At 67.6% G+C, this 12,336-nt stretch carries 10 protein-coding genes; 6 read left to right on the forward strand and 4 right to left on the reverse strand.

Translation table 11 applies throughout. The features are described 5' to 3' along the window. Window positions 1–14: 14 nt before the first annotated feature. A complete protein-coding gene (ggt, locus tag FOC84_RS07790; RefSeq protein ID WP_173143922.1) occupies window positions 15–1,772 on the reverse strand; it encodes a gamma-glutamyltransferase in 1,758 nt (585 codons plus the stop codon). A 127-nt stretch (window positions 1,773–1,899) separates the two neighbouring features. Here ggt and FOC84_RS07795 point away from each other — a divergent pair, with 127 nt between their 5' ends. Next, window positions 1,900–2,805, forward strand: coding sequence for a LysR family transcriptional regulator (locus FOC84_RS07795; protein ID WP_173143923.1), 906 nt, complete (start codon window positions 1,900–1,902; stop codon window positions 2,803–2,805). An 88-nt stretch (window positions 2,806–2,893) separates the two neighbouring features. On the opposite strand, the gene FOC84_RS07800 is transcribed toward FOC84_RS07795, so the two are convergent. Further along, on the reverse strand, window positions 2,894–3,886 hold the full coding sequence (locus FOC84_RS07800) for a tripartite tricarboxylate transporter substrate binding protein BugE (RefSeq protein ID WP_088138498.1): 993 nt from the start codon (window positions 3,884–3,886) through the stop codon (window positions 2,894–2,896). A 240-nt stretch (window positions 3,887–4,126) separates the two neighbouring features. Here FOC84_RS07800 and FOC84_RS07805 point away from each other — a divergent pair, with 240 nt between their 5' ends. Then, window positions 4,127–5,026 (forward strand): AEC family transporter, encoded by a 900-nt coding sequence (locus tag FOC84_RS07805; RefSeq protein ID WP_088138499.1) that lies wholly within the window; start codon window positions 4,127–4,129, stop codon window positions 5,024–5,026. 70 nt (window positions 5,027–5,096) lie between these two features. Here the strand turns inward: FOC84_RS07805 and fumC are convergent, their stop codons facing one another. Next, entirely contained in the window at window positions 5,097–6,491 is a 1,395-nt protein-coding gene (gene fumC, locus FOC84_RS07810) for a class II fumarate hydratase (protein ID WP_173143925.1), read from the reverse strand. 163 nt (window positions 6,492–6,654) lie between these two features. On the opposite strand from fumC, the gene tsaE reads away from it, so the two are divergent. Together tsaE and FOC84_RS07820 are read left to right on the forward strand one after the other, a co-directional pair. Continuing rightward, window positions 6,655–7,155, forward strand: a complete 501-nt coding sequence (gene tsaE, locus FOC84_RS07815) for a tRNA (adenosine(37)-N6)-threonylcarbamoyltransferase complex ATPase subunit type 1 TsaE (RefSeq protein WP_173143926.1) — start codon at window positions 6,655–6,657, stop codon at window positions 7,153–7,155. Next, window positions 7,122–8,507, forward strand: coding sequence for an N-acetylmuramoyl-L-alanine amidase (locus FOC84_RS07820; protein WP_173143927.1), 1,386 nt, complete (start codon window positions 7,122–7,124; stop codon window positions 8,505–8,507). The genes tsaE and FOC84_RS07820 overlap by 34 nt, the downstream gene beginning before the upstream one ends. A gap of 101 nt (window positions 8,508–8,608) precedes the next feature. Here the strand turns inward: FOC84_RS07820 and FOC84_RS07825 are convergent, their stop codons facing one another. Next, on the reverse strand, window positions 8,609–9,247 hold the full coding sequence (locus FOC84_RS07825) for a VTT domain-containing protein (protein ID WP_173143928.1): 639 nt from the start codon (window positions 9,245–9,247) through the stop codon (window positions 8,609–8,611). Between the two features lie 102 nt (window positions 9,248–9,349). Here FOC84_RS07825 and mutL point away from each other — a divergent pair, with 102 nt between their 5' ends. After that, window positions 9,350–11,305, forward strand: a complete 1,956-nt coding sequence (gene mutL / locus FOC84_RS07830; protein WP_173143929.1) for a DNA mismatch repair endonuclease MutL — start codon at window positions 9,350–9,352, stop codon at window positions 11,303–11,305. A gap of 2 nt (window positions 11,306–11,307) precedes the next feature. Continuing rightward, window positions 11,308–12,276: a tRNA (adenosine(37)-N6)-dimethylallyltransferase MiaA gene (gene miaA, locus FOC84_RS07835; protein WP_173143930.1), complete on the forward strand. Its 969-nt coding sequence runs from the start codon at window positions 11,308–11,310 to the stop codon at window positions 12,274–12,276. Window positions 12,277–12,336: the final 60 nt, after the last annotated feature.

A 12,336-nucleotide genomic window follows, 5' to 3' on the forward strand; every position in this document is an offset into this window, starting at 1 on the left:
GCCTGCGCGGGGCCTCAGCCGCCCTGGGCGACGCCTTCGCGGCGCGGGTCGGCGCCGCCCTGCAGGCCGTCGGCGTCGATCACGATGCCGTGGATGCCGCTGGGAAATTCGAGTATCCGCACCGGGTGCCCCATGCGCTCAAGCTCGGGCGCCAGCGCCTCCAGCGCGGTGCCCTTCTCCAGTTCGGTTTCCTTGTTGCGGCTGCCCATGTTGGGCAGGTCGATGGCCGCCTGGATATCCAGGCGCCAGTCCAGCACGCCCACGATGGTCTTGGCCACGTAGTTGATGATGGCGCTGCCGCCCGGCGACCCCACCAGCAGATAGGGCTTGCCATCGCGCAGCACGATCATCGGCGCCATCGAGCTGCGCGGGCGCTTGCCCGGCTCGATGCGGTTGGCGACGAGGCGGCCCTCGGGATCCTTGTGGGACGAGGAAAAATCCGTCATCTCGTTGTTCAGCAGGAAGCCGCGCACGAAGATCTTGCTGCCGAATTCGTTTTCGATGGTGGTCGTCATGCTCAAGGCATTGCCTTGCGCGTCCACCGCCACCAGATGGCTGGTCGAGGGCAGCGCCAGTGCGTCGTCCTTGCCCAGCGACAGGAGCTTGCCTTCCGGATCGCCGGGCAGCGCCACCTTCATGCTGCGGTCCGGCTGGATCAGGGCGCCGCGCGCGCGCAGATAGGCGGGGTCCAGCATGGCGCGCACCGGCACCCGCACGAAGTCCGGATCGGCCACATAAAAATCGCGGTCGGCGAATGCCAGCCGGCCGGCTTCGGAGAAGTAATGCACCGCCTCCACGCTGCCCGGCGCAAAGATGGGCAGGGGAAACTGCTCCAGTTCGCCCAGCATCTGCAGCACCGCGATCGGGCCGCTGCTGGGCGGCCCCATGCCGCATAGCTGATAGCCGCGATAGGCGCCGCAGACGGGGTCTCGCGTCTTGGCGCGATAGCCGGCCAGGTCGGCCAGCGTCAGGTCGCCGGGCACGGCATGGCCGCGCACCGCGGCGACGATGTCCTGGGCGATGTCGCCCTGGTAGAACGCGTCGGCGCCTTGCTCCGCCACCGCGCGCAGCGTGCGCGCGAATTCGGGGTTCTTCAGTACATGGCCCACGGGCCAGGGCGCGCCATCGGGCGCATAGAAATAGGCCGCTGCCGCGGCTTGCGTGCGCAGCTCCTTGTTGCCGGCCAGCAGTTTGTGCAGGCGGGGCGACACGGCGAAACCCTGCTCGGCCAGCCGGATCGCGGGCTGAAACAAATCGGCCCAGGGCAGCGCGCCCTGCTCCTTGTGCGCCAGCTCCAGGCCGCGCAGCAGGCCCGGCACGCCTACGGCCAGGCCGCTATTCACCGCGCGGGCGAAGGGCACCGGCTTGCCGTCCGAGTCCAGGAAACGCTGCGGCTGGGCCGCGGCGGGCGCGGTCTCGCGGCTGTCGTAGGTCTGGATGCGGCCGCTCTTGGCCGAATACGCCACCATGAAGGCGCCGCCGCCTATGCCTGACGATTGCGGCTCCACCAGGTTCAGCACCAACTGGGCGGCGATGGCGGCGTCCACCGCGCTGCCGCCCCGGCGCAGCATCTCGTCGCCGGCTTGCGTCGCCAGCGGATTGGCCGAGGCCATCATGAAATGCGGCGCCCGCGCCAATAATCGCGTCTGCGTGCCGCTGGCGGCTTCGGGGTTCAGGTCTTCGACGGCCTGTGGCGTACGCGCCCACGCGGCAGGCATGGCCGCAAGCGCGGCGGCAAGCATGAAGGCAACGGCATGACGGGGTGCGCGCATGGGGAGGCTCCGGTGTGCGCCGGCGTTCCGGCAGGGGTTCATGATAGTCAAGGCGCCGGCGGCTGTCGCGACGCCGGCCGCATCCGGCTTAGAATCGCGGTTTCCGCCCACCGTCCCCCACCGTGCCATGCGTTTGCGCCACATCGAGATTTTCGAAGCGATCCGCCGTACCGGATCCCTGACCGAGGCCGCGGCCGCGCTGCATATCTCGCAGCCCGCGGCCAGCAAGCTCCTGGCGCATGCCGAGGCGCAGCTGGGTTTCAAGCTGTTCGAGCGCGTGAAAGGACGGCTGGTCGCGACCCGCGAGGCCGAGATCCTCACGCCCGAGGTCGCGCGCCTGAACCAGGACCTCAACAGCGTGCGCAGGCTGGCCGCCAGCCTGCGCGACCATCCCAACGGCCACCTGCGCCTGGGCTGCGCGCCGGCGCTGGGCCTGGGACTGCTGCCCGGCGTGGTGCGCGACAGCCGCGCGGCGCAGCCTGGCATTACTTTCGACATCCATACGCATCACAGCACTGAACTGGTGCAGGGGCTGCTGACGCGCGAGCTGGATCTGGCCATCACCTTCGACACCAACGACTATCCGGGCCTGACCCGCATCGGACTGGGCCACACGGAACTGGTGCACCTGAGCCGCAAGGAAGGCTTGGGCCCGCTGCCGCTGGCGGATCTGACGGCCATGGCGGGCGATACGCTGATCGTGCTGGACGCGGCCGACGCCTCCGGCGCCCTGCTGCAGATGGCGCTGGACGCGCAGGGCCTGGATCCGCAGGTGGCGATCCAGGTGCAGACGCATTACGTGGCCTGCGCCCTGGTCGACGCGGGTTGCGGCGACGCCATCGTGGACGCGATCACCGCGCAGGCGATGCTGCGGCCCGGCATGAACCTGCGCCGGCTGGACCCCGCCCTGCGCGTGCCGATCAGCATCATGGTGCGCAACCAGGATCCGCTGTCGGCGCTGCACCGCGACTTCATCGAACGCCTGCGCGCCGCTTGCGAGGCGCTGCAGGCCGGACTCGACGCCACGGCCTGAGCGGCCTACGCGCAAAAAAAAGACGGGCGCCCAAAGGCGCCCGTCATTGCTTGCAGACGGGGGCAGGCGGCGCCCGCCCCGCGCGGCATCAGTCCAGCTTGATGTTCTGCTTCTTCACGACGTCCTTCGCCCAGTCATACTGCTCTTTGATTTCCTTGGCGAATTCTTCCGGCGTGTTGCCCGACGGCGCCGAGCCCTGGTCGTCCAGCGCCTTGATGACCTTGGGGTCCTTCAGGGCCACGACGGCAGCGTCGCGCAGCTTGTTCACGACTTCCATCGGCGTGCCCTTGGGCGCCAGCAGACCGTACCAGACCGGCTGGTTCAGCACCGGGAAACCGGCGTCCTTGAAGGTCGGCACGTCCTTGATGGCTTCGATGTTGGTCGGCCACGCGATGGCCATGGCGCGCAGCTTGCCCGCCTGGATCTGCGGCATCGACGACGGCAGGTTGTCGAACAGGATTTCGATCTGGCCGCCGACGGCGTCAGCCACGGCCGGGCCCGAACCCTTGTACGGCACGTGCACGATGTCCGTGCCCGTGGCCATCTTGAACGATTCGCCCATCAGGTGCAGCACGCCGCAGGTGCCCGAGCTGCCGTACGAGTACTTGCCCGGGTTCTTCTTCAGCTCTTCCAGGAAGCCCTTGAAGTCCTTGGCGGGGAACTTCGGGTTCACGGCCACCACGTTGGCGGTGTTGGCGAAGTTGGTGACCGGCTGGAAATCCTTGATCGGATCGTAGGGCAGGTCGTTGGGGCGGCAAGCCGGGTTTACGGCCATGGTCGACACGGTGGCGATGGACAGCGTGTAGCCGTCGGCATCGGCGCGCGCGGCTTCGGATGCGCCGATGGCGCCACCGGCGCCGCCCTTGTTTTCCACAACCATGGGCTGGCCCAGTTCCTGGCTCATGCGCTGCGTCACCAGACGCGCGATGATGTCGGTGGAACCGCCGGGCGCGAACGGAACGATGACGCGGATCGGCTTGCTCGGGTACTTGTCGGCAGCGTGAGCGGCGGAGGCGCCAAGGGTGCCGGCAGCGCCGGTGGCCAGGGCGATAGCCACGGCCAGGGAGCGGACTTTATTCATAGGTGTGTTTCCTCCAATATGCGAGCCCGTGTGTGTACGGACCGTTGTGTGATGCGCCTGCCTGTGGACAGGTCCGCAATTAACGGCGGTGGGCGCATGCTCTGTGCGCAGGGTGAGCACTGCTTTTATACGTTGCTTGTGGCACACGCGCCCGCCAGAATGACGGAGAATAGCAGCAAATACTTACAGACGCCTAGCGTATGGATCCCCGTCTGACGCGCATCAAATACATACTTGCCCATGTCGGTTGCCCTTCTGGTTTTCCCTGATTTCATGCTGGTCGCGCTGGGCTGGGCGCTGCATCACAAACTGAATTTCTCGCGCGAATTCTTCGCCGGCACCGAGCGGCTGGTCTACTTCGTCCTGCTGCCCGCGCTGTTGTTCCAGTCCATCCTGCGCACCCCCATCACCGCCGGCAACGCCGCCATGCTGCTGCAGGCCAGCGCGGCCGTCATCGCGGCCGGTGTCGCGCTGACCTGGCTGGCGCGCTGGGTGCTGCGGCCGTCCTCGCTGAGCCTGGCCTCGTCCGCGCAATGCGGCTACCGCTTCAATACCTATCTCGGGCTGGCTTTGTCGGCCAGCCTGGGCGGCGCGCAAGGCCAGACGGTCATGGCGCTGATCGTCGGCTTCGCCGTGCCCATGGCCAACATGGCCGCGGTCTACGGCCTGGCCCGCCATAGCGGCGGCAACCTGCTGCGCGAACTGGCCCGCAATCCTCTGGTCATTTCCACGCTGGCCGGCCTGGCCTGCAATCTGGCCGGCGTGCACCTGCCCGGCCCGCTGGACACGGTGCTGGCGCGTTTGGGCGCGGCGGCCCTCGCGCTGGGCATCATCTGCGTGGGCGCCAGCCTGGCCTGGGAAGGCGGCAAGGGCCATGGCGCGCTGATCGCCTGGATGCTTGCGGTCAAGCTGGTGGCACTGCCCGCCGTGGCCTTGCTGGTCGCGCATCTGCTGGCGCTGCCGCCGCTGGAATCGCGGATGCTGCTGCTGTTCGCGGCCCTGCCCACCGCATCCGCGGCCTACGTGCTGGCCATGCGCATGGGCGGCGACGGGCGCATGGTGGCGGTGCTGATATCGCTGGGCACGCTGCTTTCGGCGCTGACGATTCCGTTGTGGCTGATGCTCACCGGCGCGGCCTGAGAGGCGCTGCGCCGCCAACGAAAAAAGACCGCAGCAGCGGTCTTTTTTCATGCGCGCGGCAGTCGTCTTACTAGGACTTGTGCGCGTTGGTCATGGAGGCCGGCACCACCCATTCGGCGAACTGCGCCTCGGTCACGTAGCCCAGCGCCAGCGCCGACTCCTTCAGCGACAGGCCTTCCTTGTGCGCCTTCTTGGCGATCTGCGCGGCCTTGTCGTAGCCGATGTGGGGATTCAGCGCCGTCACCAGCATCAAGGAACGGTCGACCAGTTCGGCGATGCGCTCGCGGTTGGGCTCGATGCCGGCGGCGCAATGCTCGTTGAAGCTGGCCATGCCGTCGGTCAAGAGGCGCACCGATTGCAGGAAGTTGTGGATCACCAGCGGCTTGAACACGTTGAGTTCGAAATTGCCGCTGGCGCCGCCGATATTGATGGCCACGTCGTTGCCCAGCACCTGCGCGGCCAGCATCGTGATGGCTTCGCACTGCGTCGGATTGACCTTGCCCGGCATGATGGAGCTGCCCGGTTCGTTCTCGGGAATGCTGATCTCGCCCAGGCCCGAACGGGGGCCGCTGGACAGCCAGCGCACGTCGTTGGCGATCTTCATCAGGCCGGCGGCCAACGACTTCAGCGCGCCGTGCGCGAACAACAGCGCTTCGTGCGAAGCCAGGCCCTGGAACTTGTTGGGCGCCGACACGAAAGCGGTGCCGGTGGCGTGCGCCAGTTCGGCCGAGACCTTGGCGCTGAATTGCGGGTGCGCATTCAGGCCCGTGCCCACCGCCGTGCCGCCGATGGCCAGCTGGTGCAGGCCCGGCAAGGTGGCGCGGATCTGCTGTTCGGACAGGTCCAGCTGGGCCACATAGCCCGACAGTTCCTGGCCCAGGGTCAGCGGCGTGGCGTCCTGCAGGTGGGTGCGGCCGATCTTGACGATGTCGTAGAACTCGGCGCTCTTGGCCGCCAGCGTGGCGCGCAGCGCCTTCAGCGACGGCAGCAGATGGTGTTCGACCTGGACCGCGGCCGCCACGTGCATGGCGGTCGGGAAGGTGTCGTTGGACGACTGCCCGCGGTTGACGTGATCGTTCGGGTGCACCTTGCGCTCTTCGCCGCGCACGCCGCCCAGCAGTTCCGAGGCGCGGTTGGCCAGCACCTCGTTCATGTTCATGTTGCTTTGGGTGCCGGAGCCGGTCTGCCAGACCGACAGCGGGAATTCGTTGGGCCACTTGCCGGCGATCACCTCATCGGCGGCGCGGACGATGCCATCGGCGATCTTCGGATCCAGTTCGCCCAGATCGGCATTGACCTTGGCGGCCGCGCGCTTGAGCCGCGCCATCGCTTCGACCAGCGGGACCGGCATCTTTTCGGTGGAAATCGCGAAAAAATGCAGCGAACGCTGCGTCTGGGCGCCCCAGAGATGATCTTCCGGGACTTCGATGGGACCAAACGTGTCTTTTTCAATGCGGGTCTTCATGGCGCGTGCTACTCCGTGGCGACGTCGATTGCGGCTGGCGGCGGCGCGCCAGCCACGAGAATATTGAGAATGAAAATCAGTTCTAGGTTAGCAGAAACCCGCATTCCTATAATTGCGCAAACATCCGTGCTCCCTTCACCGTTTTTACCACTCGCCCCGCGCCATGTCCGCCCCTCTTTGCAGCCTGACCTTGAACCTGCCCGACGAAGCCGCCACGGAGTCGCTGGCGCGGCAGCTCGCGCCCCTGGTTTCCGGCGGTCAGACCGGTCCGGCGGGGGGACACATCCATCTCCAGGGAGATCTGGGCGCGGGTAAAACGGCCTTCACACGGGCCTTGTTGCGGGAATGCGGCATCACCGGGCGAATCAAAAGTCCTAGCTACGCGCTGCTTGAATCCTATAAAGTTTCTAACTTATACTTCTATCATCTTGATTTTTATAGATTTAGTGATTCGCGCGAATGGTTGGACGCAGGATTCCGGGATTTACTGCGTAACGATGCGGTCGTTTTGATCGAATGGCCAGAGCGGGCCGGGGGCCTTTTGCCCCCTCCCGACCTGCTGATTTCCCTAGCCTATGCAGGCGAAGGACGCGACGCCACCCTGACCGCGTACACCGCTCGAGGACAAACATGGTTGAACGCGATTGTCCCCCCGCCCAAGTAGGCGCCCTCCCCTCGGCAGGCGCCACTCGGCGTCGCCTGATCAGCGTCGCCGCCACCCTGCTCGTCCTGCCGGTCCTGCCGCGCCTGGCGCAGGCGGCGACCATCCTGGCCGTGCGCACCTGGCCGGCCGACGAATACACCCGCGTCACGCTGGAGCTCGACAGCGAGCTCAAGGCTGAACAGTTCACGCTTGAAAATCCCCACCGCCTGGTGGTGGACATTGAGGGACTGACCATCAGCGCGGCCCTGAACGACCTGGTTTCCAAGGTCCGTCCGGACGACCCCTACATCCAGAGCCTGCGGGTGGCGCAGAACCGCCCCAATGTGGTGCGCCTGGTGTTCGACCTGAAGCAGCCCGTGGCGCCCCAGGTGTTCACGCTCAAGCCCGTGGCCGACTACCAGTACCGCCTGGTGCTGGACCTGTATCCGAAGATCGCCCAGGACCCGCTGATCGCGATCCTGAACAAGCAAAGCGGCCCCGACGTCGACGACCCGCTGGCGCGCATCCTGGAAGACATCCAGCGCAATCCGGTGACCCGCGCCGATCCGCCCGAGCCGCCGCGCGTGCGCGGCCAGCAGCCGGCGCCCCCGCTGCCCACCGCGCCCAAGCCCCCGCCCGCGACCGCCAGCCGCGGCAAGCAGCGCATGCTTACCATCGCGCTGGACCCCGGCCATGGCGGCGAGGATCCGGGCGCCATCGGCAGCAGCGGCCTGCGCGAGAAGGACGTGGTGCTGCGCATCGCCCGGCGCCTAAAGGCGCTGATCGACAGCCAGCCCTACATGCGCGCCTACCTCACGCGTGACGACGACTACTTCGTGCCTCTGCACGTGCGCGTGCAGAAGGCGCGCCGCGTGCATGCGGATCTGTTCATCTCGATCCACGCGGACGCCTGGGTCAAGCCCTCGGCCAACGGCTCGTCGGTGTTCGCGCTGTCGCAACGCGGCGCCACCAGCGCCCAGGCGCGCTGGATGGCGGACAAGGAAAACGCGGCCGACCTGATCGGCGGCGTCAACCTCGGCAGCCACGACCGCCAGGTGGCCAAGGTGCTGCTGGACCTGTCCACCACCGCGCAGATCAATGATTCGCTCAAGGTCGGCAACGCCTTCCTGGACGAAATCAAGAAGATCAACCGCCTGCACAAGAACAGCGTCGAGCAGGCCGGCTTCGCGGTCCTGAAGGCGCCGGACATTCCCTCGGTGCTGGTCGAAACCGCCTTCATCAGCAACCCCCAGGAAGAGGCCCTGCTCAAGAGCACCTCGCACCAGGACAAGCTGGCGCAGGCCATGATGACGGGCATCCAGCGCTACTTCACCGCCAATCCGCCGCTGGCGCGGCTGGGCGACCTGAGCTGACGGCAACGGCTGCCGGCCTCATGAAAAAGGGCGTTGCGCTTTTCGGCGCAACGCCCTTTTCACTGCCTGGCGCTTGTGCGGCAACTCGCAGCGCCGTCCTCTCACGCGCCGCGTTTGGCCTTGATCAGCTTGAACACGCCCGCCCCGATCACCGGCACGATGGCCGCGGCCAGGCCCAGCAGCACGATGGTATTCAGGTGTTCGCGCACCAGCGGGATGTTGCCGAAGAAATAGCCCGCAGCCACCAGACTCACCACCCACAGCAGGGCGCCCAGGATGTTGAACAGCTGAAAGCGGGACTGCGGCATATCGGCCACGCCCGCGACAAAAGGCGCGAAAGTGCGCACGACCGGAATGAAGCGCGACATCACGATGGTCTTGCCGCCGTGCTTTTCATAGAACGCGTGCGTGCGCATCAAGGCGCCTCGGTCCAGGAAGCGCAGATTCATCGAAAACACGCGCGGCCCGATATAGCGTCCGATGAAGTAGTTCAGCGTATTGCCGGAGATGGCCGCGACGATCAGCAGCCCCCCCATCAGAATCGGGTCGATATGTCCGGTAGCGCCGAACGCGCCCGCGATGAACAGCAGCGAATCCCCCGGCAAGAACGGCAGCACGACCAGCCCCGTCTCCGCGAACACAATCAGGAACAGCACCAGGTACACCCACACGCCATATTGCGCGACCCAGACGCCGAGCGTCTTGTCGATGTGGAGCACCATATTGAAAAATTCGAGCATTGAAGCAACCCTGCCGGCGGAATGGGATATCAGTCCGCGACTATAGCCCACCCGCCCATGACGCTAAAATCATCCACATAGCCATACCTGAACGCCAGCCACATGACCGAACGCCGCTCCATTCTTGCGCTTCCCGACCTGCTGATCAGCCAGATCGCCGCCGGCGAGGTGATCGAGCGGCCAGCGTCCGTGCTCAAGGAAATCCTTGAAAACGCCATCGACGCGGGCGGACGCGCCATCGAAGTGCGCCTGGAAGGCGGCGGCATACGCCGCATCGCCGTGACCGATGACGGCGGCGGCATCCCACCCGAGGAGCTGCCGCTGGCGCTGGCGCGCCACGCCACCAGCAAGATCCGCTCCCTGAACGAGCTGGAGTCGGTGGCGTCCATGGGGTTCCGCGGCGAAGCCCTGGCCTCCATCGCCTCCGTGGCCCAGGTCACCATCATTTCCCGCACCCGCGACGGCGAGCACGCCTGGCAGATCGATGCCGGCAGCATGCAGGTCAGCCCCGCCTCCGGCCCACCGGGCACCACGGTGGACGTGCGCCAGCTGTTCGACGCGGTGCCGGCCCGCCGCAAGTTCCTGCGCTCCGAAGCCACCGAGTTCGGCCATTGCGTCGACGCCATGGAGCGCATCGCGCTGGCGCATCCGCAGATCGCCTTCCGCCTGTTCCACCATGACCGCGCGCAGCGCCAATGGCTGCCCGCCGAACCGCCGCAGCGCATTCGCGACGTGCTGGGCGCGGAATTCGCCGAGCACGGCCTGCTGCTGTCGCACTCGGTCGGCACGGTCAGCCTGGCGGGCATGATCACGCGCCCCACCGCGGCGCGCGCCCGCGCCGACCGCCAGTATCTCTACGTGAACGGCCGTTACGTGCGCGACCGCACCGTCAGCCACGCCCTGCGCGCCGCCTACGCGGACGTGCTGCACGGCGACCGTCAGCCCGCCTACGTGCTGTTCCTGGACATCGACCCGGCCGCCGTGGACGTGAACGTGCATCCGGCCAAGCACGAGGTCCGCTTCCGCGACAGCGGCGCGGTGCATCGCTTCGTCTCGCATGCGGTCGGCCAGACGCTGGCGCAGACCGGCGGCGCGTCGGCGGTGACGCCGGCTGCGCAAGCCGATGACGCGGACGACGCGGGCTTCGAAACCGTGGCCCGCCCCGCCGCCGCCGCGGCCGGCGCTAATCCGCAGGCCGAGCCCCATGCACCCGCCACCAGCCCCCGGCCAGTGATGATGGATACGCCCCGGCCCGGCTACAGCGGCGGCAACGCATCGCCGTCCTACGGCTTGCGCCCTTCGCCCGCACCTCAGCGCCCGCATACCCAGGTCCCGTTCCGCCTGCACGCCGAACCCGCGGGCATCCCGGCCGCCGACTGGCAATCGCTCTACCGTCCGCTCGATGACGACTCGGCCGCCAAGACGGCGCCGCTGCGCGAGCCCGCTCCCGCCGCCGCCCTGCCCGCGGACGAGGAACATCCGCTGGGCATGGCGCTGGCGCAGCTGCACGGCATCTACATCCTGGCGCAGACCCGCCGCGGCATCGTGCTGGTGGACATGCATGCCGCCCATGAACGGGTGGTCTACGAGCAGCTCAAGCAGGCCCTGGACGCGCGCAGCCTGCCGCGCCAGGACCTGCTGGTGCCCGTGGTGTTCCATGCCCAGGAAAAGGACGTGGCGCTGGTCGAGGAATACCAAGAGCAGCTGAACGAACTCGGCTTCGAAATGCGTCCGTCCGGCCCCACCTCGATCGCCGTACGCTCCGTGCCGGCCATCCTGGCCCGCGGCGACATCGAGACGCTGGCCCGCGCCGTGCTGCGCGACCTCGGCGCCGTGGGCGTTTCGCGCCTGCTGACGGAACAGCGCAACGAACTGCTGTCCACCATGGCCTGCCACGGCTCCGTGCGCGCCAACCGCAAGCTGACCATCGAAGAAATGAACGGGCTGCTGCGCCAGATGGAAGCCACCGAACGCGCCGACCAGTGCAATCACGGCCGTCCCACCTGGATCCAGTGGTCGGTGTCCGACCTGGACAAGCTCTTCCTGCGCGGGCAATAAGCTTGTCGCCGTCCGCCCCCCCCAACGCGGCGCCGCCGGTCATCTGCCTGGCCGGCCCCACCGCGGCCGGCAAGAGCGCCTCCACCCTGGCGCTGGCCGAACGCTGGCCGCTGGAAATCGTCAACGTCGATTCGGCCACGATCTATCGCGGCATGGACATCGGCACGGCCAAGCCCTCGCCCGAGGAACAGGCGCAGGTGCCGCAGCATCTGCTGGACATCCTCGATCCCAGCCAGTCGTATTCCGCCGCCGACTTCGTGGCCGACGCGCTGCGCCTGATAGACGAGATCCGCGCGCGCGGGCGCATCCCGCTGCTGGCGGGCGGCACCATGATGTACTACAAGGCGCTGCGCGATGGCCTGGACGATCTGCCCCAGGCCGATCCGGCGCTGCGCGCCGAGCTGGAAGCGCGCGCCGCCATCCAGGGCTGGCCCGCGCTGCACGCCGAGCTGGCGCAACGGGATCCCGTCACCGCCGCTCGCCTGGCGCCCAACGACAGTCAACGCATCCAGCGCGCGCTGGAGATCTGCATGCTGTCCGGCCAGCCCATGTCCGCCCTGCTGCTGCGCGGCCAGCGGCCGCGCGACGACACGGGCAATCAGTACCTCACCATCAGCCTGGAGCCCTCCGACCGCGCCGCCCTGCATGCCCGCATCGAGCAGCGCTTCGACGCCATGCTGGCCAAAGGGCTGCTCGACGAGGTCCGCACTCTGCGCGCCCGGGGCGACCTGCACACCGGCCTGCCCTCTGTCCGTTGCGTGGGCTACCGGCAGATGTGGGCGCACCTGGACGGCGAGGTCGACCTGGCCACCGCCCGCGAACAGGGCATCGCCGCCACCCGCCAGCTGGCCAAGCGCCAGATCACCTGGCTGCGCGCGCAGCCCGAACGCGTCATCGTGGACTGCCTGGCCGCGGATGCCGTGGCGCAGACCATAGACGCGATGGCCGTCGCCCTGGCGGGACGCGCCTAACCAGGCGCCGGGCACAAAAAAACCGCGCCGTGGCGCGGTTTTTCGTTGTGGACAGCCGGG

Origin of the sequence: Achromobacter pestifer, from assembly GCF_013267355.1 — a bacterium.
In the GTDB taxonomy this organism is placed as follows: domain Bacteria; phylum Pseudomonadota; class Gammaproteobacteria; order Burkholderiales; family Burkholderiaceae_B; genus Achromobacter; species Achromobacter pestifer_A.